Source organism: Roseomonas sp. WA12, assembly GCF_054165765.1.
Window position 1 is genome coordinate 4,366,237 of the sequence record NZ_CM135108.1, and the last position, 23,793, is coordinate 4,390,029.

A 23,793-nucleotide genomic window follows, 5' to 3' on the forward strand; every position below is an offset into this window, starting at 1 on the left:
CGGCAGCCTCACCGCCCAGCGCAGATACTGCTGGGTGTGGTACGGCGCGCCCGTACCCTACACACCGCTTCAGGTCGAGCTCCGCAATGCCCTTCACCCCGGTCGGTGTTCCCGGGTCAATGGTCGGCCCGGCCAGCAGGCCATTTGAGACCAAGTGTGGACATGTCGAAGTCCGGCACCACCACGACGCTGAGGTCACGGTCCGAGTTTGGCCGATTGCGACCCGGCCGCCTGAACTGATGCGGTTCCGTGAGCAGGGTGACGGAGGGTTTACGAGCCGTTATGGACCTCTCCATGCGTCGCACCCCGAGAGGCCCTATCCGCCTTCTCGCCTGCCTGCTGCTGCTGCAGTGGGCCGGAGCCGTATTGCCACACGCCCGCGCCATGGCGCAGCTCGCCTCGGCCCAGCTGATCGAGCTCTGCTCCCACGAAGGAGCACGCCAGATCCTGGTCGGCAAGGATGGCCAGCCGATCAAGGTGAGCCAGCCCGTCGATTGCTGCACCCTATGCTTCGGCCCAGCGGCGCTCCCCGTCACCGAGCCCTTCACTGTGCCGATGCCCCTGGCCTACGTGCTGGTGGCCGAGCATTTCGGACGGGAGGGACTACCTTCCAGCCCGCCCCGCGACCCGCCCCAGCAACCTAGGGCACCACCCTCCACCTGACACCGGCTCATCGCCGGGCGAGGCGCTGTAGCGCCGTGCCCGGCCTTGCTGCGCGTGCCCGGCACGCGCGGATCACCGCTGTTCAGGAATGCGCACAATGCGCCAGACCACCCTTTCCTCGCGCCCGGCGCGCGACGTTCTTCATTCTCTGTTCGCCTACGATGCGCAGCCTTCATCGCGTCGCGGCCCGGCCGTTGGTCTTGGCTGCGCCTTCCTCGCCTCCACCGGCCTGGCAGGGCCGGCGCTTTCTCAGGACGCTCCCGTCCAGGTGCCAGAAGTCCGAATCCAAGCCGGAGCCTTCGGGACCGGCGCGGCAGCTGCAGCAGCTCGCCTCGCCGAGCCGACGCGGACGGGCAGCCTCCTCGGCCTGACGCCGGCCGAGACCCCGGCCACCGTCGACGTCATCACTCAGGAGGAGATACAGGAGCGCGGCTTGCGCGACCTGACCGAGGTCTATAACGCCGCGCCCGGCGTCCGCGCCGGCAACATTCCAGGCTCCCCGGCCGCCGCCAACGTCCGTGGCCTGCCTCGAACCGCAGTAGGATACCTGCTGGACGGCGCCCGGTCCGTCGACCCCGGTCTCGTGTCGCGCGACTACGACAGCTTCGCCTTCGAGAGGGTGGAGTTCATCAAGGGGCCGGCCTCGGTTGTGAACGGCACCGGCTCGCTCGCTGGCACGATCAATCTGGTGACACGTCAGCCGGTCATCGGAGCGGATTTCTACGAGGGGCTGCTGAGCTATGGCAGCTTCAACCGCGTCCGCAGCGGGGCGGGGTTCAACCACTCTTTCGGGAATTGGGGCGCGGTCCGCTCGGCGTTCAGCTACTCCACCTCGGACGGTTACGTGGACGACACCGACGTCCGCCGCCTCTCCTTTACCACCGCTTTCACGGCCCGTGCGACGGACCAGCTGACGCTGGACACCTCCTTCGCATACTTCCGCGACGATTACGGTACCCCTTACCAGGGTGCCACCACGGTGCCGCGCGCCCTCGCGCGCGATCCGAGCGGCGCCGTCACCGCGCCGAACGGCTATGTCATCGACCGCGCGACCCGGAGCCGGAATCTCAACGTAGAGGATGGTGTACAGCGGTCGGACGCCTTCTTGCTGCGCGAGAACGCCCGCTACCGCCTCTCCTCCGATTGGACCCTCTCGAACGAGTTTTCCTATTACACCTCCGACCGCCGCTGGGCGAACTCGGAAGACTACACCTTCAACGCGCGGACGAACCTTCTGGACCGCACCTCGTCCCTCATCACCCATGATCAGCAGTTCGTCTCGGATCGGATCGCGGCCGCCTTTGACGGAATGATCGGCGGGCTCCGGAACCGCTTCACCGGCGGCTACGAGTTCTACCGCACCGACCTATTCTCGAAACGCCGATTTGGCACTGTCTCTTCCGTTGACCCTTTCAACCCGGTCCGCGGCGTCTTTCCGGCCGACACCAGGGCCAACTTCGCCACCCGGCAGGATTTCGACAGCACCGTCAGTTCTCACGCCGCCTTCGCCGAGAACGCGCTCAACATCACCCCCTCCTGGCTCGTGCTCGGCGGGGTCCGCTACGAGGGCATGAACCTTGACCGGCGGATAGACGACCTCAACAGCGGGGCCACAAGCCGCTTCGATCGCCACTTCGACAGCATCTCCTGGCGCCTCGGCACGACCTATGAAGTGGAGCCGGGGCTTACCCTTTTCGCGCAGTACACCCGCGCCACCGTGCCCATTACCACTCTCCTGACCAGCAACACCGCCAACGCCCGCTTCGATCTCTCCTCGGGCGATGCCTACGAGGTCGGGGTCAGGGCGGCGGTCCTGGACAACCGGGCCGTCGTGACCGCCTCGCTTTACCAGATCGAGCAGGACGACATCCTGACCCGCGACCCCGTGCAGCCCTCGCTCACCCGCCAGGGCGGCAGCCTGCGAAGCCGGGGCGTGGAACTGGATGCCTCCGTGGACCTCACCCCGCTATGGAAGCTCGGCGGCAACGTCGCGCTGCAGAGGGTGGAGTATACTGAGCTGAGCAACGCCGCCGGGCGGGACCTGTCCGGCCGGCGCCCGCCGAACTCGGCCAACTTCCTCCTCAACGCCTATACGAGCTATCATCTGGCCGACACTCCCCTGAGCTTTGGGGCGGCGGTGCGGCACGTCGGCTCCAGCTACACGGACGATGCCAACACCACGAGGCTGAACCCTTACACCCTGCTGGACGCCTTCGTGGCCTATGAGGTCGGCGGCGGCACGCTGACGCTGCGGGGCCGGAACCTGACCAACGCCTTCTACGCGGAGTGGTCGGGCTACGGCTCGCAGCAGATCTACCTGGGCGCGCCGCTCAACGTCGATCTCACCTACAGCATTCGGTTCTGAGAGGGGCAGGTAGCGTCATGCCCACACCCACTCGGTCGCTCTACGGGATGATCTGGCGCTGGCACTTCTACGCCGGGCTCCTTGTCGTCCCGTTCCTCGTCGTCCTGTCCCTGACCGGGACGGTCTATCTCTTCGAGAGGGAGATCAACGACGCCCTTCAGCCAGGGCTGCGCTTCGCCTCCTCGGTTTCCGCCCCTTCCGTTTCCGCCAGCGCGATGGTGTCTGCGGCGGAGGAGGCTTACTCGGGAGGGCGGGTCACTCGCATCGACACGCCCGAGGGGCCGGGACGCACGGCACAGCTCTTCCTCACCACGGGCCAGGGCGAGGCCCTCCGCGTCTTCGTGGATCCGCCGACGGGCCAGGTGCTGGGCTCGCATGTCTATGAGCGGACGCTTGTCGGCTTCGCTGACCGGATGCACGGCTCGCTCCTTCTCGGCGATTTCGGCGACGCGATCGTCGAGCTTGCCGCATCCTGGGCGCTCATCCTCGTCCTTAGCGGCGCCTATCTCTGGTGGCCCCGGGGCAGGCGAATGAGCGGGAAGTGGTTTCCCCGCCTGCGGGCGCGACGCCGGCCGTTCTGGCGGGACATCCACCAGGTGGTCGGGCTCTACACGGGCGCGCTGGTCGTCTTCCTCGTCATCACCGGCCTGCCCTGGGCGACCGTGTGGGGAGGGAAGGTGCTGTCACCCATCAGCAATGCCGTCGGCCTGGGTTACCCGGAGGGCTCCAGGCGCCCGATGCAGAGCACGGCCGGGCCGGTAGCTGCCACCATGTCCGATGCGCCCTGGACACTACAGCAGGCGCCCATGCCGACCTCGGCAGCCGGCGCGGTCTGCGAGGCGAATCACGCCTCGCACCATCATGAGGGCGGCCCAACTTGCTCCGCCACGTCGGCGGTCTCGCTCGACCGGGCCGTGGGGATCCTGGCCGACGCCGGGATGCCGGGCGGCTATCGCCTGAGCCTGCCTCGAGGTGAGCGAGGGGTCTACATGGCCGTCGCCTATCCCCATCAGCCGGAGGGGCAGCGGACAGTCCATATCGACCAGTACTCGGGCGAGATCCTCGGGGATGTCGGCTTCCGCGAGTATGGCGCCGTGGCGAAGCTCGTCGAGCTCGGCGTCGCCATCCACATGGGCCGTTACTTCGGGCTGGCGAACCAGCTCCTGATGCTGCTGCCCTGCATCGGCATCCTCACGCTCGTGACCACCGGCATTGTCATGTGGTGGAAGCGGCGGCCAAAGGGTGAGCTGGCTGCTCCTCCGCGAGTTCCACGCCCCGTGCCCGGCAGCTTGCTCGCCATCATCATCGGGTTAGGCATCCTCTTCCCGCTGACCGGCGCATCGATGCTCATCATCGCGGCTGCAGACGCCGTGCTTGGGATGCGGCGGCGATGGTTCAGGCCTGGCCTTTGGTCTTGAGGGTTGGGAAAGCGGTGCAGCATCTCGGACAGTACATACTCGTTCGCATCCGGCGGTGTCTGTTTACGGGATGCCGCTGGGAGCAGATGGTGGGCCGACATGGGCGCAGAGCGGCCCTTCGCTTGGCGGAACTCCTTTCCCCCCTGCAGACCCACAATGGTGCGACCTGTGATGAGAACACGCGCCGCAAGGGCGTGCCTATTTCCCGAAGCGGTGTCGGGATGGTAGCGGTGCTGACGTCAATCTCCTGGGACGCCCATGCCTGACGACAGTTCATCGAAGTTGAATCTGTCGCCGCTCGGTCGCTTCAAGCCGGGCGACCCTGTTCCCTGGTTCCACGCCAATACCGACAGCAATCCGCGTTATGCTTTCGATAGCGTTGCTGGGCGCTATGTCGTGCTGGCATTCATCGGCTCCGTTGCGGCTCACGCCCAAACCAAGGCTGCCTGGAGCACGTTGCGCGCAGCTCAGCTAAGTGGCCTTCTGGATGACACTCGCGCCTGTGCTTTCGCGATTACCGCTGACCCGCCTCTGGCTTCCGATGCTACTCAACAAGGCACTGAGTTGCTCGCGACCATTCGAGATTACTACCCGGGACTGAGGGTGTTTCGCGATCGCGACTTCGCCGTCAGTCGCCTGTTCGGAGCTCTCCTGCCCGGCGAAGGAGATGGAGAACAGCCGATCTACCATGGAGCGGCCCTCCTGCTTGACCCTGGCCTGCGTGTTGTTGCCACCGCCCCGCTTGGAAGGCTCGAGACGCTCCTGGAGCATTTGCGATCCCTGCTACAGCCAGGCGAGAATATGGGGTTCGAGCCTGTGGCTCCGGTCCTGGCGCTTCCCAGGATACTGGACCCGGAGTTCTGCCGGGAGTTGATCTTCCTCTACGAGCGGAATGGCGGCCGGGAGAGCGGCTTCATGCGAGAGGTGGACGGACGAACAGTCGGTATGGTGGACGCTTCCCACAAGCGCCGACGTGACTACGAGATCGTAGAGGATACGGTGCGCTCCGCCCTGCGCGCCCAGCTTCATCGCCGGCTTTTGCCCGAGATCCAAAAGGCTTTCCAATTCAAAGCCACCCGGATCGAGCGCTACATCGTCGCCTGCTACGATGCAGCTGACGGCGGGCATTTCCGCGCCCACCGCGACAACACCACGAAGGGCACTGCACATCGGCGCTTCGCCGTGACCATCAATCTGAACGACGACTTCGACGGCGGCGAGCTCTGGTTTCCTGAGTTCGGACCGCGGCGCTATCGCGCTCCGGTGGGCGGGGCGGTGGTCTTCTCCTGTTCTCTGCTACACGAGGCCGCGCGGGTGACGCGCGGCGTGCGCTACGCCACCTTGCCCTTCCTGTATGACGACGAAGCCGCACTACTCCGTCAGCAGAACCGCGCCTTTCTGGCCGATCCAGGTGGCGCTCAGGGACCCGCGCCATAGGAGACGCCTGCCGATAGCGCCCTGGTATGAGCAGGAGGTTCGTGTACTAACCAAGAAGCCGTTGGCGGTACTGATATCACCAAGGTGCGCGCTTCTTTCTATGGAACGCCGGGAAGTTTACTTAAGAAGTGGAAGATGCAGGGTACTGCGAATCCTGGTCTGACCTGCGCGACGGAGACGTGCCGCCTTTGGATCGCGGAAAGCTTGATCGTAGTGCTGAGGCCGAAGGGACGCTCCTCAACCGCGCTCAGAGTTGTGCAAGAAGATACGGGAGAACAACTTTCTGCATCTCTTCGCCCAGGTCGTTTCGGCGTAGCGCGAGCACCGTTCGCGGCAGTGGCAAGCGCTGGGTGGGTGTCGCCATTTCCAACTTGATCACCACGATTTACGGCGTGCAGCTGCACCACCTTTGGATTGTCAGTTCGGCGTACCCACAATGGTCCGGATGCTGGTGCGAACCGGTCCCAGGAGCCAGAGTGTCAAGGAGCTTAGGGGCAAGGCGGTGATCAGGCGCATCGCCTGCGCGCTTTATCGGGGGCAAGTACAAATCGTTGGCGACTCTGACTTTGCCTTGAGGACGCCGAGAGGCCCGGTACCCGCGTGGGACAGGTTAGCTCCTTTCAGCGGTCCTCTCGTTGGCTGAACGGCATCGGTTTCCCGTTGGCGCCACCCCGTACACGGGCACTGCAGGATGTCATCCGGGGCGAGCCGGGATTGAGAGCCGACAGCCACTGATCGGTTCTTGTTCCGATTCGTAGGTCGGGCATTGGGAAGAACTCGCGATTTTGTCTTATGAGCGCGAGTTGCGTGCCGTACTTGTTGGGGATGCCCCTCACACCATCACTCGCAGACATTGCCACGTGGACCGACCGCCTGCCTGCAACGGCACGGGTCCTCTTTGTCGCAACCATCGTGACAAGCACACACATGGTGCGATGGGCATTGGATCCAATCCTTTCAGCCGAGCACCACCCGGCGACACTGTTTCTTGCAGCTGTGATCCTTGCCGCATATCTCTTCGGGAGAGGCTCTGGCCTTCTGGCTGTCGCCCTCTCAGTTCCGTTGATGGCCTACTATTACATGCCGCCGTTCGGCACATTTGCGATGGACGAACCCGAAGCGGTTGCTACGGCAATCTTCGTTGCCGAAGGCTTTGTCATAGTCTTCATTGTTGATGCAATGCATGAAGGGCTGAGTAAACTGCGGCGCGTGACAGCCGATCTTAGGGTGGCCGAGCAAGGCCGGACGTTACTGATGAACGAACTTCGTCACAGGGTTCGGAATGACCTTAATGCCCTCGTCGGCCTACTACACCTGCGCGCCCGAGCTGCGCAATCAGCAGAGGCTCAAAATGAACTGCGTGCGGTAGCGGACCACATTGTTGCTCTTACCCGCATTCATGGTCGTCTCGGACCTGACGGGAAAGATGGCCTGACGGTAGACACCTCTGAGTTCATTGTGGGTCTTTGCGCCGATCTGAGGAGCGCGCAGGCCGGCGAGGGGCTGAGGCCCATAACGCTGGAAACGGAAATAGAAACACACACCCTTCCTGTTGAGCGGGCGGTTCCACTCGGCCTCATCCTAAATGAGTCCATCACGAACGCACTGAAATACGCCTTCCCTGACGACCGATCCGGGACGATCTGCGTGCAGTTCAAGCGTGAGGAGAAACGCTTCTTGCTGCTCATCACCGATGACGGAGTTGGCCTGGCTGAACACGGTAAAGTCCAGGGAGCTGTGCCTGCAGCGCCCCTCAGCTCCGGCCTTGGCACGCGTTTACTGCGAGCACTAGCCGCCCAGCTTCGCGGATCCTTTTCGCGGTACACAACCGAGACAGGAACTGGGACTGTTGTTGAGGTCCGGTTTCCGGCAGAGGGCCCAGATGGCCTGAGCCGTTAGGGGCTCACCCAGTGCTCGATACGGGAGCTTCCTGCGGATGCGTGCGTTAGGAGGACGCGGAGTTCGATGCCCATCATCGCCGTGCGAGGTGCCCTCAGTTCTGTTCGAAGTGGCGCTGAAGCTTTTCCTTAAGCTGCGCGGTGCGGTCCGGAGTCCAGCTTTCCGGCTGGGTCACGGCGATCCAGGCGTCTACGTAATGTTCCGGAGCATAGACGTGGCCGTGGCCCATCGGTGTCGTGGTTGCAAGTATCATGTCGAGGCCGAGTTGTAGAAAGGTGATGAGCGGATACCAACGAAGCTGCGGAGATACGTCGGGACCCCGCGGTGTGCGCAGCCAAGTCGGGGAGCGGAAGGCAGACCCGGATTCGAAAAATGTAATGGGGTCACTTGGGTACTGAAGGAAGACGATCCGCAGCGGTTCCCAGGGCGCGTCCGCATCATCGAGCGAGTTATGGCCGCCGAAGAAACGTACCACCGAACCATCGCGGAACCGCGCCAGCCAGGCCGGCGATTCTGGATGCCGTTGCGCGGTAGCCTGACGCCACGTGCGGCTTGGGAAAGGCGGACCGGTCCAGAGCGCGCCCTGGAAGGGATCGCCGATGACGTCGAACAGGTCCACCGACCGATCGGAGTTGAGGGCACCCAAGCTGAGCCCGTGCAGGTAAAGGCGTGGCCGGGTATCCTGCGGAAGGGTTCGCCAATGATCGTATACCCTGCGGAAGAGCTGCTCTGCCGTTTCAGCTCCGTAATTCGGCTCCACTATCAACGTCAGCCAACTGGCTAAGTAGGAGTACTGGATCGCCACCGTCGCAACGTTGCCCCGGTGAAGATACTCGAGGGGCATCTGGCTCGCGGGGTCGAGCCAGCCGGTGCCGGTCGGCGTGGTGACGACGAGAACCGAGCGCTCGAAAGCGCCGACCCGCAGCATCTCCCGAAAGGCGAGTTCGACCCGATCCGCGATGGTCTCGGCCGAGTTGAGGCCGACATAGATCCGGAGCGGATCGAGCGCGTCCCCGCCAGTTAAGGCTTCGATCTCGGCGCGGGAGGGCGCGGCGGAGACGGCAGCGCGGCCCTGCCGTCCAAGTTGGGACCAGCGGATGTACGAAGCAGTGCTTCCTGTCTTGAAGGGCTCTGCGGGTGCGCGGAGACGGTCGTCGACGAGGGCATCGAGGCTGCTATAGGAGGCATCGAGGGCCCGGATGCCCGCCTCCATGACAATATTGGTGCCTATCGCCCAGAAGGTTGCGGCGGCGAAGGCGATGCCAATCAGGGCGGCGACACGTTGCGGCGCGATACGGCCAACCAGCCGAGCGACCCTGCGGGCGATGAGCTTGAAGAGGCGACCGAGAAGGAGAAGCAGCAGCGCGGCGGCGAGCGCGATTGTGGCGACGAAAGCGGGGCGGCCGCTTTCCACCGGTGCCATCCCCATGAGCAGACGGACCGAGTTCTGCCATTCCGACGCGCGCCAGAGAAAGAGCGCGGCGGTCCCGATGCAGACGGCAGCGGCGAGCAGCTTGAGGTAGCCGCCGGTGCGCCCTTGTGCCAAGTCCGGAAAGCCAAGGAAGCGCCAGGCCGCACGCAGGGACACGCCGACCCCGTAGCCCAGCATGAAGGAGATACCGGACAGAGCGCCCTGCAGGCCAGCGTCACGCGGTATGAGGCTTGGCGTGAGTGAACCAGCGAAGAAGAGCGTTCCGAGCCAGACGCCCGTTCCACAGAGGGTGCGGATGAAGTTCCGCTCAAGCCAGTGAGGCAGGGTGTTGCCGGTCATCCCGGTTCCTTCGCGCAGCGGCGATCGTGGTAAAACACTGCACTGAAGCAATGTCACGTGCCGCCCGTGGGAAGGCCGTTACCGGGCATTCTCCGTCCGATATCCTGGCTTGTGCCGGAATGCCTGGATTGCTGGTAGCGAGCCGGACATTGGAGCGCATGTTACTGGACGGTGTGGAAATCGTCGTTGGCAAGCCCCTCGGCATGGGCCTCTTGAGGTGGCGTCTTGCTGTCGATGGCGCGCTTGCTAGCGTCGTGGCGCGAGCCCTCTTCGCTTCCCATGACCGCTGACTACCTCCTCAGCGGGTCCGTAACCATCATGGGGGTGATCCTGATGGAGCCGGAGCGGCCAGATGCCCTTGGCCAGCCTCTGCCGTTTGACCTATTGGCCCGGCTGACGGAGGCGCTTGCGCCTGGCACGAGCACGGAGCGCAGGCCCTACGGCGCGCTGGCCGCAGAAATCGCCACGGCCATGGCCGGGGAGAAGGGAATGACCCCCGTGAGGGCCAGCCTGCTCGGTGAGTGCGAGCGGAGCACGAGGGGCGCCGAAAGACGGGCCCGGTTCGTCGAGCGCGCGATGCTGGCCAACGACACAGACCTTGCGGAGGAACTAGCGGCGGGGAACGGCTCAAAAGCACGTGCGACACCAGCCCCGACGGTGTCATGCCCGGCCCTTGCTGTTCAGTGCCTGCCGTTCGGCTACGCAGGCCCACAACATCACCTTATGCCGGCCTCCTCGCTCCGGCGTCGGTTCAGCTCCTCGCCGTAGCGCCGGAGGAGGTGGGCTTCGGTCAGGACGCCGATGACCCGTTGGGACTCCTTGCCGTCCAACACGACCATGACGTCGGTTTCAGCGGCCTCGAAGAGCGCCAGCGCCTCCTTCACGTTCATGGCCGGGAGGAGCGCGCGGTCACGGAGCCGAAGCAAGGGCTCGATCGTTCCTGCCTCGACGGACGGGGCGAGCGCATGAGCCTCTGCGACCTGGATCATCCCCGTGTAGCGGCTGCCTTCGTCGATCACGACAACCTGGTTGCTGGAACCCAATGGAAAGTCGCGCATGAACGCGGACATCCGCGTGTCGCTGCGGATGGTTCGCTCGTTGCGCCGCATCACCTTGCCGACGGTCAGATCCCGGACCCAGCCGACATCATGCGGTCCGCGGATCGCCTCCCCTCGGAGATGGAAGCGCCAGGTGGCGAAGGAGTAGCCGAAGAGGCGCCGAACCACGATTGCAGCGGCGATAACGGCCACCAGGACCGGCCCGGCCACGGCGAAGTCCCGCGTTGTTTCCAGCGCAAGAAAGGTCATGGCGAGGGGTGCGCCGATCACGGCGGCCCCGAAGGCGCTCATCCCCACGATCGACAGGAGCATGGGGTCGACGCTCGGCAGGGTAGTAGCCACGGTAGCGGCAGCGAGAAGCTTGCCGACGATGGCGCCCAGCAGCAGCGAGGCAAAGAACAAGCCCCCGCGAAACCCCGAACCGATGGAGACGGCGGAGGCAAGCGCTTTCAACAATACGAGGATGAGAAGGGCCTGGGCTGTGCTGTCCGTCAGCAGGACTCCGTGCAGCGCCCCGTGGCCGCTGGAGAGGACCCCGGGAGTAACGAGCGCCAATCCGCCGACGATCAAGCCGCCGAGTGCCGGGCGCAGGACTTGCCACGGCACACCGCGCCGGATCAGCACCTCCGCCGAGGTCATCGCGCGCATCAGAGCGATGGCGAGAAGCCCGCAAAGTCCGCCGAGAAGAAGCGAATAGACGAAATCGCCCGCGTCGGGTGTCCCGATCGCCCCTGCCGGTGTGGGCACGCCAGCCTGGCCGAGAAGCCCCGCAGCCAGCGTGCCTGCCACCGCGGCCGCCAGCACGGGGGCAAGGCTACTGAGGGCGTAGGTGCCAATCACCAGTTCGAAGGCATAGAAGGCACCTGTGAGCGGCGCGCCAAAGGAGGCGGCTATGGCGCCCGCAGCCCCGCAACCCACGAGCAGGCGGAGGTCGCCCCGCCGCAGTCCAAAGGCCAGGCCTAAGCGGGACGCCGTGCCACTGCCGACCTGGGCATAGGCGGCCTCCAGCCCCACGGAGGCTCCGCCGCCGGCAGAGATGAGGTTCTGGGCCGCGACAACCACGCCGTCCCGGAGGGACATCCGCCCACCATGGAGCGCATTGGCCTCGATCGGGTCGATCGGGGTGCGCGGGAACCAGCGGCTCAGGGCCAGGTTCAGCAGACCCAGGGCAAGGCCCGCGGCTGCGGGAATGAGCAGGAGCCAGGACGGGGAAACCTTCCGCATGGCGCTGAGGCCGTGTTCCGCGCCGCTGCCGAAGAAAAGCAGGTGCAGGTGCTCGGCCGCCGTGCCCAGCAGGCGAGCGAGAAGCCCGCTGGCCACGCCCACAACGAGTGCCAGGACCAGCACCCCCAACTCGCCGCGCCGCAGCCAAGCCCGCAGGGCCGCCATTCCGCGGACAGGGTGCGCGACCACCATGCGGAGCCGACGCAGCCGGCGGGCGCGCTGCACGCGTCTGGTGCGCCGCGCGGCGGCGTCCATCAGATAGTTCGCCGCGGGTGCGGCGGAGGCTTGTGAGGTGTTCCTGCCGGGCAAGCCACCTTTGAAGGGCAGGTCATCAGTTCAGGGTGATGCCGGCGTCCCGGATCACGCCGCCCCAGCGCTCGCGCTCAGCGCGCATGAAGGCAGCGAAGTCTGCCGCTCCGCGGAAGCGCACATCCGCACCCTGGGCGGCGAGGGCCTGCCGCACCTCGGGCTCGTCGAGCGAGGCGGCCATGGCCTTGTCCAGCGCCTCGATGATTGTGGGAGGCGTGCCGGCGCGCGTCACCAGCCCCTGCCAGCCATAGACCACGAAATCCTGCAGCCCCGCCTCGGCGGTCGTCGGCAGGTCCGGTAGAAGAGTGCGGCGCTCGCTCGACGTGATGGCAAGGAGGCGCACCTGCCCGGCTTCGACGATCGGGCGCATGATGTTGTAGGAGTCGATCATCATCTGAATGCGCCCGGTCGCCAGGTCCTGCAGTGCCGGTGCGCTGCCGCGGTAAGGGACGTGCACGATCTCCGTGCCTGCCCTGCGGTTGAACAATTCCAGCGACAGGTGGGATGGCCCGCCCGAGCCACCGGATCCTGCGTTCAGCTCGCCGGGCCGGACCTTCGCGTAGTCGATGAACTCGCGGAGCGTGCGCACTGGCAGACGGCTGTGCACGGTGACGACCAGCGGCACTTCGACTGCCTGGGCGATCGGCGCGAAATCGCGCCCCGTGTCGAAACGCAAATGCGGGTAGAGGGCGTTGGTGACGGCCAGGTTGCCGACATTGCCGAAGAAGAGCGTGTTTCCGTCCGGCGGCTCCTGAAAGAGGACTTCCATCGCCAGATTGCCGTTGGCGCCGCCGCGGTTCTCGATGACGAAAGGCTGACCAAGGCGGGCCGCGACCCGCGGCAGGACGATGCGGCCGACGATGTCGACACCTCCACCGGGCGGAAAGCCGACCAGGACCCGCACCGGGCGGCTGGGCCAGCCTGCTTCCTGGGCGCGGGCGCCGGTGCCAGACGCGGCGGTGGAGGCAAGCGCGAGGGTGGCCGTGGCAAGCCGGCGCCGCGTGAGATGCATGGTTCCCTCCTCGTTCTTGGACCTGGCTGCTGACAGTGCCCGGCGCCCCCGGCCCGCGCGACGGAGGGGGCGCCTGGCGCCCCCTCCTCACGCTGGCGGTGGGGAAAACCGGGCCCAGCAGGCCTGGTTACGCCTGGGCGACGCTTCGGCCGCCCAGCCCTCAATGGTCACATCATCGTAGCGCTGCGAAAAGGGGTGTCAATGTGAAGGCCGGGGGGAGGATGCCTTTCAGGTACTGCCGCGTTGAACCAGCTCGAAACCCAGGTCGATGGTTCTCGACTCCTGTGTCGATGACGGCTGGTTCAGCCGCTCATTGATCAGGCGGCCCACTTCCAGCCCGATTGCGCCACCCGGAGGCCTGATGGTGGTAAGGGGCGGGACACAGGAGGCGCTGAAGCCGAGATCGCCGAAGCCGATGATCGCCATGTCCTCGGGAACGCGGATTCCCTTCCGCTGGCATTCGAACAGGGCACCGAGCGCCATGAGATCGTTGGAACAGGCGATGCCGTCGATCCGATCCTGGCTCGCCAGCGCCTCGGCGACGAGCTGGCCCCCGGCCTCCGTGCTCGCGGTTGCCGGGAGGTTGAGAGTGGCGGGGACGTCCATCCCCGCATCCAGGGCAGCGCGGGAGAAGCCTTCGGCCCGCTGTCGTGCACGAAGGTCCTCCCCCATCCGTGCCCCGATAAAGGCCAGCCGCCTGCGTCCGCGTGCCACAAGGTGCCGAAGCGCCGCCGCACCGACATCCCGGTGGTGAAATCCCACTGAGGTATCGAGCGGGCTCTGGCCGCACTCCCAGATCTCGAAAACCGGGGTCTGTGCCTGGAGCAGCAGGCGCTTCGTCCCACGGCTGTGCTCCAGCCCGACCAGTGCGATGGCGGCCGGCGCCCAGGATAGGGCGGTCCGCACCAGCTTTTCCTCGCGGACCAGGTCGTAGCCGCTGTTACCCAGGAGCAATTGGAAGCCGGCCGGTTCCAGCTCGGCCTGGAGCGCGGCGATCGTGCTGGCGAAGAAGTCGTTCTGGATCGTCGGCACGATGACGCTCACGGCCCGGGATCCCGCGGCAGCGAGACCGCCGGCAACGAGGCTGGGCACATAGCCCAACTCCTCCACGACCCGGGCAATGCGTCCCCCGACCATGGGTGAGACCAGTCCGGGCTTCCGAAGATAAAGGGACACGGTCGAGGGAGAGACGTCGGCGGCTCGCGCCACCTCTGTCATGGTGACGCGCTGCATCCGGCGGCGGCGCCGGCGTTGCGGTGTTCGCTCGTTGTCCATCGGCAGATCGGATCCATGGAACGCCCCAGGCGAGAAGTGGCACCGGAGATGCGGCATGGCAAACTTGACGCTGGCTTGATCGCAGCGCTACGAAAATCACGTGGAGTGGCTGGACGTCGAAGCCGAGGGTACTCCACCCGGGTATGCCCAGTTTTGATTTTATCTGTCGCCCAGCCGGCGCAAGGAACAGGATTACTCGTGAACACGCCCAGGCGCCCAAATATCGTCTTCGTCATCACCGACCAGCAGCGCTTCGACACGATCGCGGCAGCCGGCTTCGACCACATGACGACGCCGCATCTCGACCGGCTGGCGAGTGAGGGCGTCATCTTCACACGGATGTACGTCACGTCTCCCTCTTGTGCGCCGTCCCGCGCGAGCCTGTTCACCGGCCTATATCCCCACACCAATGGCGTGTTCCGGAATGACGAGCGCTGGACCCACACCTGGGTGCGCCAACTCGCGGATATGGGCTATCGCTGCGTCAACGTGGGCAAGATGCACACGCACCCTTTCGAGGAGTCTTTCGGCTTCCACGAACGCCACGTCGTTGAGAACAAGGATCGGGCCACGCCACGCCTGCCCTTCTTCATGGACAACTGGGACAAGGCCTTCTTCGCGAACGGGTTGGAGAAGCCGAGCCGCGTGACCTACGCCCGGCGGGAGGACTATCGCGATCGCCTGGGCGCCTTCATCTGGGAACTGCCGGAGCACCTGCATTCCGACAACTTCGTCCCCGGTCTTGCGGCGCACTGGATCGACACCTGGCGCGGCGAGGATCCCTTTTTCCTGGAGATCGGAATCCCAGGTCCGCACCCGCCCTACGACCCGACGCCCGAGGTGCTGGAATCCTACAAGGGCCGGGAGCTACCCAAGCCAATCTGGGACCGCGCCGATATCGACAGCCAGCCCACCGCTTTGAGGAAACTTCGCGAGCAGCACCTGTCCGTGGATCATGATGCCGTCGTGCATTTGGACAATCCGACGCCGGAGCAGATGCAGCGCCAGCGTGAGCACTACTATGCCAACGTCACAATGATCGACACGCAGATCGGGGTGCTGATGCAGGCGCTGGAGCGGCGTGGCGTGCTGCAGGACACGGTCATCATCTTCACCTCGGACCATGGCGACTGCCTGAACGACCACGGTCACAGCCAGAAATGGACGATGTACGAGCAGAGCGTGCGCGTTCCCGCCATCGTCTGGGCGCCGGGGCGCGTGGCGGCCGGCCGGAAGGTGGACAACCTCGTCTCCCTCTTCGATTTCGGCCCGACCATTCTGGAGCTGGCCGGCATCAAGGCGCCGCGCTGGATGGAGGCGCGCTCGCTTCTTCCCTACCTCACCGATGGTGAGGCAGCCCCGCGGCCCTTCGTCTTTGCCGAGCATGCAGGCGACCGCATCCTCAGCGGCACCGAGTTCATGACGATGATCCGGGACGAGCGCTGGAAGCTGGTCCACTTCGTGGACAGCGAGGAGGGCCAGCTCTTCGACATGCAGGCCGACCCGCAGGAGTTGCGAAACCTCTGGGATGATCCCGCGCACGAGCCGGTCCGCCGCGCGCTGATCAATGAGATCCTGAAGTGGCGGATCCGCAGTGACCTCGTGACGCAGGGCTGGACCGAGGCCGTGCGGGACCGCGGCGGGCGCTGATCGTCGTGGAGGGGATGGTCTGGGTTGCGGGCGGCACCTTCCGCATGGGATCGGACCGCCACTATCCCGAAGAGGCCCCGGCGCATGACAGAAGCGTCGAGGGCTTCTGGATGGACCGAGCTCCCGTGACCCAGGGCGAGTTTGCCCGCTTCGTCGTTGCTACCGGCTATCGCACCGTGGCGGAGCGACCGCCCCGCCCGGAGGATTACCCCGGCGCCGATCCGGCACTTCTCGTTGCTGGCTCGGTAGTGTTCCAGGCCCCGCGCAGCGCGAACGATATGCGGTTCTGGGGCGACTGGTGGGCGTTCAGGCCTGGCGCGAGTTGGCGTAATCCGGACGGAAACAGCGGAGCGCCTGAGCCAAGCCATCCCGTGGTGCATGTCTGCCACGAGGACGCGTTGGCTTACGCGAACTGGGTCGGGAAGCGGCTTCCAACGGAGGCGGAATGGGAGTTCGCGGCGCATGGGGCCGTACCCGGCGCGGAGTTCGCCTGGGGGGATGAGTTCGCGCCCGGGGGGGCACATTTCGCCAATACGTGGCAGGGGAACTTTCCCTACGAGAACCAGGTAGCGGACTGCTACGCCGGCACCTCACCCGTGGGCAGCTTTCCGCCCAACCAGTACGGGCTTGTCGACTTGATCGGGAATGTCTGGGAGTGGACGGCGGAGGACTGGGTTCCCGGCCATTTGCGTGAGTCGATGAAGTCATGCTGCGTTCCCGACCGCCTCCTGACTCGGTCGGAACCGGAGGCCAGCGTTTCAGCGAACTATATTCCGCGCAAAGTCATCAAGGGCGGCTCGCATCTCTGCGCCCCCAATTACTGCCATCGGTACCGTCCTGCGGCGCGGCAAGGGCAATCGGTCGAGACCGGGACCTCCCACATCGGCTTCAGGTGCGTTAAATAGAGACCTTGGAGGACCACAAGGAAGCCATATTTTGGTGGCGCGCAGGCTGAAGTAGATCGAGCTCTTCACTGCAGAAGCGGCTCGACGGGTCGTGTAGACCAGCAATCTAGTGCCAGACATGGAGGCGGTTGAAGCGCTTCAGGCTTGAAGCAACGCAGGGAGTATGGTCGCAACGTCGGCAGCATATCCGTCAGAGCAGCCCAGCTAGCCAGTCCGGGCAGCGCCGATCCCTGCAGTCTCTGCGACAGAGCTGCGAGTACGATGCGCGTCGAGCCAGAATCACCTCGCTCAGCCGCCTCATTGCGCCGGAACCGGTACGGGGCGGAGCACCATCGAGATCAGGACACCGGGTTCGCCCTGCGGGCCACCATCCTCGAGTTCCACCAAGTCTGCACGGAGTTGGAGAAGTTCGGGCGCGCCATCAAGGGCGGCATCTCGCCCGGTCCACAGAAGCTGACCGCTGACCAGCTCTTCCGCGACACCGTGAAGACGCTCAAGGCTGGCCCGCACCGCTGCAGCTGAAACATCGGGTAGAAAGCGGACCTGCACAACTTCCCCGACGCGCCCGACGGGTGCTCCCGCGTCAATGCCGGGTGAGAGGGCGAGGCAGGCGGAGTAAGCGTCCTTTCGCGGCATTGGAAGGCTGAATGCGCGGATGTCAGCGACGAGGCCGCTGGAGCACTGGGGCGCGGCCAGGTCCGGGTCCTCTGGCAAGCCGTCGTAGAGGGCAGTGCCACGAGCCTGAGGATGCGTCCGCAGTGCAAGGCTCATGGCGTCGGGCATGGCCATGCCGATCCTCACCCCGGATAGTTCCGGGTTTGGCAGGGATGGATAGCTATGACGCCTCGATGCGGCGGCCGCGGCACGAGCTTCTGGGAAGCTGAAGCTGTGCAACATCCGTCCCCGGCTCTCGACCCGGGCAGAGACGATGTTGGCCATGATGGGAATATCGGTCAGGTCTGGGATGATCGGAAGGGCGGCGGCAAAGACCATCTCCATCGTCAGCACACCCTCTCCGGCCCAAGCGCCAAGGGAGGGTAGACCAGCCCGCTGAAGTATCTCTGCAGCCGCCTCCCCGCCGGCAGTCGGCATCACGCCGACAGCATCGGTGTCACCAAAGCGCAGCGAGAAGCCACGCGCACCGCCCGCCGCGTCACGCATCGAGAACCCGCGGCGAAGGCCGGAGCGAATTGGGATGCCGCCCAGTGCTTCCGAATAACCGAGGACATCGACGGGAACCTGCAGCCGGAAACGGCGGTTGAGGTCAAAGGCGGCGAACTCGGCGCGGATCCGCCGATCGGCCAATACGAGGAGGTATTGACGCTCCCGTTCCGGGTTGCGCACCGGGCGGGTCGGCTGAGGTCGGCTATCGACATCCAGCGCGGCCAGCGGGCTGAAATCTGGCTCCGTCCCGAGTATCCGGTGATAGGCGAAGAGGAGGTCCCGTTCGGACAGCGTGCGGACCTCCACTGCCGTCTCGGAAGCAGTCGGGATACCGCTCTGGCGGCCGCTACGCTGGGCAATGGCAGGCTCTGCCAGCGTGATCTGGGCAGGAATGAGGAGAGCCGTAAGAAGTCGGATGGAGCGCAAGCGCGGGGCCTCCACGAAATGAGCGACGAGAGTGGTGCTCGATGCCATCTCTACGGGGCGAAGGCTAGCCGCACTGTGCAGCCGTCAACACGAAGAGCGCGTCCGTGCCGGACCATCTGTGACGGAAGATCTCTCTTCGTTGCTGCGGCCCTGGTGCGCTTCCAGTGATGGTCTGAGCAGGTCATCCTGCGCGCGATCGCGGGGGAAATCGGTCGGCTGCGCTGGCTACGACCAAGCCGCTGATGACGGCTTACCGTGCAGTGGTGCTGCGGTGAGAGGGACCTGCGCGGCCAGCCTGGGGGGCGGGCATGACGAAGGGGAGAGTTGCTATGTTGCGATCCGGCAGTGGCGCCCGTTGGCGCTTGTCCAGAGCTGCGCTTTGCCTCGCCGTGCTCTGCGCCGCGGCCTCCCACTCGCGGCCGGCGCAGGCGCAGTCGGGTGACCGCCGTTACGCCGCATTCGTGCAGGATGCGGATACGGGCGAGGTCCTCTCTGCCGAGCGGGCCGACGCTGCGCGCCACCCAGCCTCCCTCGCCAAGATGATGACCCTCTACCTGGCGTTCGAGGCCTTGCGTCGGGGACGCGTGACGGAAAAGACGTTTATCCGTGTTTCCCGCCACGCAGCCTCACGGCCACCCTCCAAACTTGGGCTGCGGCCCGGCTCGACGATTACCGTGCAGGAGGCGATGATGGCACTCGTGACCAAGTCGGCCAATGACGCAGCAGCAGCGCTGGCGGAGCACCTTGCCAATGGCAGTGAGGCCGCATTTGCCGGTTTGATGACGCGCAAGGCTCGGGCTATCAGCATGAGCCGAACGACTTTCCGGAATGCCTCCGGACTGCCAGACAGGGCGCAGGTGACAACGGCGCGGGATATCGCCCTGCTCAGCCGGCGCCTGATCCGGGACTTCCCAGAACGCTACGCCTATTTTAGTGCATCCGGCTTCGATTGGCGCGGGCGCTACATTGGCGGCCACAACCGCCTGCTCACAACTTACGAGGGCGCAGACGGAATCAAGACCGGCTACATCGACGCGAGCGGGTACAATCTCGCGGCTAGCGCTGTGAGGGATGGCCGGCGGCTCGTGGCCGTGATGTTTGGTGGCGCAACGGGCACGGCGCGGGATGCCCATGTCATGGCATTGCTCGACCATGGCTTTGAGACCGTTAATCCGGCGGCGGGCCGCACCATGATGGCGGCACGGGGCGGGCTGCGGCTCGTCGGCTTGGCCCAGGCCGCGCCCCCTCTTCGCCCGCCGGTGCCGCGCGTTGTGCCCCAGCGCCAGGTGGTGGCGCATACAGCCGCACCGCACACGTCGCGCCCTACCGCCACCGGTGCTTCGGCGCATGGCTGGTCGGTGCAGCTCGGCGCCTACACCGGCCGCGTAGCAGCGCAGGCGGTGGCGCGCCGTGCGGCGTCTCGCGGCGGGGCCGTGCAGGTTCGGCGTGTGCGGGTCCGATCCAGCTGGCTTTGGCGCGCGCGTGTTGTTGGCCTTGCTCACCAACAGGCCCGCCGGGTCTGCCGTGCCGTCCGCAGCGAGTGTGTCGTGATCTCCCCTCGGGGTTAGGGCACGCTATCGGCACGAACTTGGATACTCACCGCAGTGGTCGTTCGATACTGGCGGCGCAGCTGTCTCAGCGCCGCATGCTGCTATGACCCCTCAGAGCCGTGCCTGAGGACGCCGGAGTGAGGGAACCACCAATGGCCGACCCGATCCCTATCATTCGGGCCGTAGGAGACCCGCTCCGCAGGACCCGGAAGGACGCTCAACGATTGTGGCATGCAGAAGCCGGGCGCTACCTTGCCGCGTGAATCATGGACGGCACCTCTCTTCCCGGCTAACGGCGTCCTTGAGCCTCAGATAAGGGCAGCCCTCTGCAGATCCTGATAACCGGTGCCTCCGGGCTCTTGGGCAGTGCCCTGGCCAGCCACCTGGCCGCGAGCGGTCATGGCGTTGTTGCCATGACTGGTCGGAACCCGATGCGTGTGGCCGATCAACCGCGAGATACGGCGCCCCTTTCCTGGGCGGGCGCTGCTCCGCAGCCCGGAGAAACTCTCGTCCTGCCTGTCGACTTGCGGCGCGAGGAGCTGGGCTTGGACGCGGCGCGGCTCACCCGCCTTGCGACGGGGCTGGACATCATCATCCACTGCGCAGCCGTTACGGGCTTCGACCTCGACCCTGCTACCTACCGCTCCGTGAATGTGGAGGGCACAGCGCGGATCCTGGCACTGGCTGAGCGAGCCGGCCCGAAACCGGTGCCGCTGCTTCAGGTCAGTACGGCCTATGTCTGCGGTGAGCAAAACGGACCTGTGGCGGAGCGTCCCGCGCCCGCCGGGACGCGCTTCGCGAACGGCTACGAGGAGAGCAAGGCCGAGGCGGAAGCTTTGGTCCTCGCCGCGCTGGAACGCGGCCTGTCAATTGCCATCGCGCGCCCTTCCATCGTGGTGGGTGCCTGGGCGGACGGAGCCATCGCCCGTTTCGACAATCTCTACGGCATGATTCGGCTGGTGACGGAAGGTCGCATCCGCACCATCCCTGCCGCCCCCGGCGCGAGCTTGGATATGGTGCCGATCGACCATGTCGTGCAGGGAATCACGGACATCGTGACGCAGATGGAAGCAGCCACCGGGCGCATTTTCCATCTCGTCTCCGGTGCGCCCGTCCCGGTGGCGTTGCTGCACGACCTGGCTGTCAGCTATCCGCAATTCGAAACGCCCCGCTTTGTCCTTCCGGATAGCTTTGATTCCGGCGATCTCGATGAGGCCGAAGCCTGGTGGCATTCCTGCGTTACCGGGCTCTACGCCAGCTATTTCTTGCGTGATCCACACTTCGCCGATGGCAACCTGCGTGCCCTGAGCGGCCGTGTCTGTCCCCCAGTGGACTGGGCCTTCCTGCGCCGCATGATCGATCACTGCATCGCCAGCGGCTTCCTGCGCAGCAAGGATCCTCAACGCACGTCGGGGTAGTGTTGATCCAGTCTCTTCCGCAGGCCCAGCCCCCAGCGCACACCGACCTTCAGGTAGATCCAGTTCGCTCTCAGCCCGCCCCATGCCGCGACGCGCCGGTCGGAGGTAAGGACCACGCGGTTGATCAGACGCGTGCGACCGAGCCGCGCAAAGCGGATGCAAAGGTCGGCATCCTCCATCACGGCGAGTGTCGTGTCGCAGCCGCCGACCGCAAGGAAGTCTGCGCGCCGGAAGAACATGGCGTGATCGCCAAAGAGCAGCCGCGCGCCGCGCAGAAACAGGTGCGGACGGAAGATCAGCGGTGCGTACCAGGTCTTGATCCAGTTGTGAAAGCTGGTGCCCCAACGCACTGTCTCCGGCCCGCTCAGCAGCGGCGTGAACCCCGCCAGCGCCGTGGCGGGATTGGTCATGGTGCGCCGGATCACCTCCACCGCATCATCGGGCAAGGTTGTATCTGCGTGCAGCACGCAGACAAGTCTTGCAGAGACCTCGTCCACCCCGCGGTTGATCTGGGCCGCCCGGCCGCGCAGGTTGTGCTCCACAACGCGCAAGCCGCCAGCCCGGGCGATCGCGACCGATCCGTCACCGCTGCCACCGTCCACGGCGACGATCTCGTCCGGTGACGGGTGCAGCGCTGCGAGGGTCCGCAGCAGCCGCGGGAGCGATGCCGCTTCGTTCAGCATGGGGATGACGATGGCGACACCACTCACGACGTCAGCTCCGGCCAGCGGCTGAGATCCTCGGGCCGATCAAGGTCGGCCAGCGTCTCCAGCAGCGCAGGCGTCACGCCCTGCATGGCAAAGCGCGCCAATGTCTCGGCAAACACGGTCTCGGTGCCCCAGGCCATGGGCTCGAACAGGAAGGGCATCGGCTCACGCAAGCCGAGCAACCAGTAGCCACCATCCTCCGCCGGGCCGATCACGGCGCGATGCGTTTCCAGCGCGGCGGCCGCCGCGTGCAGGTGACGAGGTGCGAGGTCGGGCAGGTCTGCCCCCACCAGTATCGCTGGCGCATCCGCCGAGGCCCGTGCCATCCGGGCGCCGAGGTCGCCCATCCCCTGCTCCGCCAGCGGTACTGCCTCGCCCAGCCAGGCCCTGAAGGCCTGGGGCGGTGCTCCGGTGTGGCGCAGCTCGAATGGCAGGCCGCTGGCCCGCAGCACGCCCAGGGCCTGCTCCGTCAGGCGCCGGTGGAGCGCGGCCGCGCCGTCGGCTCCCAGGGTGGGGATGAGCCGCGTCTTGGCCCGGCCCGGTTCAGGAAAGCGGGCGAAGAGTGCGACACGCGGCTCCTTGCCGCCCCGCGCAGCTCCCCTCATGTCACCGGCCATGCCCTCTGCCCCGTCCCGAACCCACCACAGTCTTGCCGCGACGGCTCCTGGCGGAAAGGTCAGGACTGTATTGCTGGGCGCCGGCATGGCCCTGGCGGTGGGGGCGATCCTGCTGGCCGAGAGCCGCGCACCTTTGCGCCGCCGCTCTCAAGCCGAGCCGTTCCGCACGATCCGCAACCTCGCCATGGGCGCCCTCAGCATGGCGGTGGTCGCCGCGGTGGAGGGGCCCGTGGCCCGGCGCCTGGCGCAGCGGGCTGCCGAGCGGAGATCGGGGCTGGCGCAGCGCCTGCCCTTGCCACCCTGGGCGCGGGATGTCGTCGGCTTCCTGTTCATGGATTACACGATCTACGTCTGGCACGTACTGACCCATAAGGTGCCCGCCCTCTGGCGCCTGCACCTGGTCCACCATATCGACCTAGATCTCGACGCATCCACTGCTCTGCGCTTTCACGCGGTGGACATGCTCGTCTCCGTGCCCTGGCGCGCGGCGCAGGTCGCCCTCCTTGGCGTCTCACCCCGCGCCTTCGGGGCATGGCAGACCTTCTTCTTCCTGTCCGTCCTGTTCCACCACTCCAACCTGCGCCTGCCGGACCGGCTGGAGCGGGTGCTGTCCTTCGTGCTGACCACGCCCCGGATGCACGGCATCCACCACTCCACCGTGAAGGCCGAAACGGACTCGAACTGGACGAGTGGGCTGAGCTTCTGGGACCGGCTGCATCGCACCTTCCGCTGGGATGTGGCGCAGCGCGACATGCGGATCGGCGTCCCTGGCTACCGCGATCCGGCCGATTTGCGGCTGCGCCCCTCACTGGAGATGCCTTTCCGCACCCAGCGCGACGCCTGGCGCCCGCAGGAACCACGCCTTTGGGGCGGTGGTCTCGCAAGGCGCCACTGAAACAGCAGCACCTAGCCCGGCGTTTCCCTG

The 23,793-nt window shown here is 65.9% G+C and carries 17 protein-coding genes; 10 read left to right on the forward strand and 7 right to left on the reverse strand.

Annotation, left to right across the window (positions count from 1 at the left end; translation table 11 throughout):
- The first annotated feature begins 294 nt into the window (after positions 1-294).
- The 5 genes from ACVBD7_RS20710 (at position 295) to ACVBD7_RS20730 (ending at position 7,782) form a co-directional block, all read left to right on the forward strand.
- Positions 295-663 (forward strand): DUF2946 family protein, encoded by a 369-nt coding sequence (locus ACVBD7_RS20710; protein WP_458095132.1) that lies wholly within the window; start codon positions 295-297, stop codon positions 661-663.
- Between the two features lie 97 nt (positions 664-760).
- Positions 761-3,028, forward strand: a complete 2,268-nt coding sequence (locus ACVBD7_RS20715; RefSeq protein WP_458095133.1) for a TonB-dependent receptor — start codon at positions 761-763, stop codon at positions 3,026-3,028.
- Between the two features lie 17 nt (positions 3,029-3,045).
- Positions 3,046-4,446: a PepSY-associated TM helix domain-containing protein gene (locus tag ACVBD7_RS20720; protein WP_458095134.1), complete on the forward strand. Its 1,401-nt coding sequence runs from the start codon at positions 3,046-3,048 to the stop codon at positions 4,444-4,446.
- Between the two features lie 258 nt (positions 4,447-4,704).
- On the forward strand, positions 4,705-5,883 hold the full coding sequence (locus ACVBD7_RS20725; RefSeq protein ID WP_458095135.1) for a 2OG-Fe(II) oxygenase: 1,179 nt from the start codon (positions 4,705-4,707) through the stop codon (positions 5,881-5,883).
- Positions 5,884-6,690: 807 nt separating this feature from the next.
- Positions 6,691-7,782 (forward strand): sensor histidine kinase, encoded by a 1,092-nt coding sequence (locus ACVBD7_RS20730; protein WP_458095136.1) that lies wholly within the window; start codon positions 6,691-6,693, stop codon positions 7,780-7,782.
- A 94-nt stretch (positions 7,783-7,876) separates the two neighbouring features.
- Here ACVBD7_RS20730 and ACVBD7_RS20735 read toward each other — a convergent pair whose 3' ends face one another.
- The 4 genes from ACVBD7_RS20735 to ACVBD7_RS20750 all read right to left on the reverse strand — a co-directional run bounded on the left by ACVBD7_RS20735 (position 7,877) and on the right by ACVBD7_RS20750 (position 14,431).
- The gene (locus tag ACVBD7_RS20735) at positions 7,877-9,553 is read right to left on the reverse strand and encodes an alpha/beta hydrolase (protein WP_458095137.1); all 1,677 of its coding nucleotides are present in this window, start codon (positions 9,551-9,553) and stop codon (positions 7,877-7,879) included.
- A gap of 716 nt (positions 9,554-10,269) precedes the next feature.
- Positions 10,270-12,090 (reverse strand): chloride channel protein, encoded by a 1,821-nt coding sequence (locus tag ACVBD7_RS20740; RefSeq protein ID WP_458095138.1) that lies wholly within the window; start codon positions 12,088-12,090, stop codon positions 10,270-10,272.
- A gap of 76 nt (positions 12,091-12,166) precedes the next feature.
- Entirely contained in the window at positions 12,167-13,156 is a 990-nt protein-coding gene (locus ACVBD7_RS20745) for a Bug family tripartite tricarboxylate transporter substrate binding protein (RefSeq protein ID WP_458095139.1), read from the reverse strand.
- A 228-nt stretch (positions 13,157-13,384) separates the two neighbouring features.
- Positions 13,385-14,431, reverse strand: a complete 1,047-nt coding sequence (locus ACVBD7_RS20750; protein WP_458095140.1) for a LacI family DNA-binding transcriptional regulator — start codon at positions 14,429-14,431, stop codon at positions 13,385-13,387.
- A 198-nt stretch (positions 14,432-14,629) separates the two neighbouring features.
- Here ACVBD7_RS20750 and ACVBD7_RS20755 point away from each other — a divergent pair, with 198 nt between their 5' ends.
- Together ACVBD7_RS20755 and ACVBD7_RS20760 are read left to right on the forward strand one after the other, a co-directional pair.
- Positions 14,630-16,081, forward strand: coding sequence for a sulfatase family protein (locus ACVBD7_RS20755; protein WP_458095141.1), 1,452 nt, complete (start codon positions 14,630-14,632; stop codon positions 16,079-16,081).
- Positions 16,082-16,095: 14 nt separating this feature from the next.
- The gene (locus tag ACVBD7_RS20760; RefSeq protein WP_458097739.1) at positions 16,096-16,986 is read left to right on the forward strand and encodes a formylglycine-generating enzyme family protein; all 891 of its coding nucleotides are present in this window, start codon (positions 16,096-16,098) and stop codon (positions 16,984-16,986) included.
- A gap of 297 nt (positions 16,987-17,283) precedes the next feature.
- Here the strand turns inward: ACVBD7_RS20760 and ACVBD7_RS20765 are convergent, their stop codons facing one another.
- A complete protein-coding gene (locus ACVBD7_RS20765; protein ID WP_458095142.1) occupies positions 17,284-18,576 on the reverse strand; it encodes a hypothetical protein in 1,293 nt (430 codons plus the stop codon).
- 362 nt (positions 18,577-18,938) lie between these two features.
- Here ACVBD7_RS20765 and ACVBD7_RS20770 point away from each other — a divergent pair, with 362 nt between their 5' ends.
- Both ACVBD7_RS20770 and ACVBD7_RS20775 read left to right on the forward strand, forming a co-directional pair.
- Positions 18,939-20,144 carry a D-alanyl-D-alanine carboxypeptidase family protein gene (locus ACVBD7_RS20770; protein WP_458095143.1) on the forward strand — a complete coding sequence of 402 codons (1,206 nt, stop codon included), beginning with the start codon at positions 18,939-18,941 and terminating at the stop codon, positions 20,142-20,144.
- 341 nt (positions 20,145-20,485) lie between these two features.
- Positions 20,486-21,544 (forward strand): SDR family oxidoreductase, encoded by a 1,059-nt coding sequence (locus ACVBD7_RS20775; protein ID WP_458095144.1) that lies wholly within the window; start codon positions 20,486-20,488, stop codon positions 21,542-21,544.
- Here ACVBD7_RS20775 and ACVBD7_RS20780 read toward each other — a convergent pair.
- Both ACVBD7_RS20780 and ACVBD7_RS20785 read right to left on the reverse strand, forming a co-directional pair.
- Positions 21,526-22,254, reverse strand: a complete 729-nt coding sequence (locus ACVBD7_RS20780) for a glycosyltransferase (protein ID WP_458095145.1) — start codon at positions 22,252-22,254, stop codon at positions 21,526-21,528. The two genes, ACVBD7_RS20775 and ACVBD7_RS20780, sit on opposite strands and share 19 nt — an antisense overlap.
- Positions 22,251-22,868 carry a TIGR04282 family arsenosugar biosynthesis glycosyltransferase gene (locus tag ACVBD7_RS20785; RefSeq protein ID WP_458095146.1) on the reverse strand — a complete coding sequence of 206 codons (618 nt, stop codon included), beginning with the start codon at positions 22,866-22,868 and terminating at the stop codon, positions 22,251-22,253. Before ACVBD7_RS20785 ends, ACVBD7_RS20780 begins: the two co-directional genes overlap by 4 nt.
- Positions 22,869-22,953: 85 nt before the next feature.
- Between ACVBD7_RS20785 and ACVBD7_RS20790 the strand changes: the two genes are divergently transcribed.
- Entirely contained in the window at positions 22,954-23,763 is an 810-nt protein-coding gene (locus ACVBD7_RS20790) for a sterol desaturase family protein (protein WP_458095147.1), read from the forward strand.
- Positions 23,764-23,793: the final 30 nt, after the last annotated feature.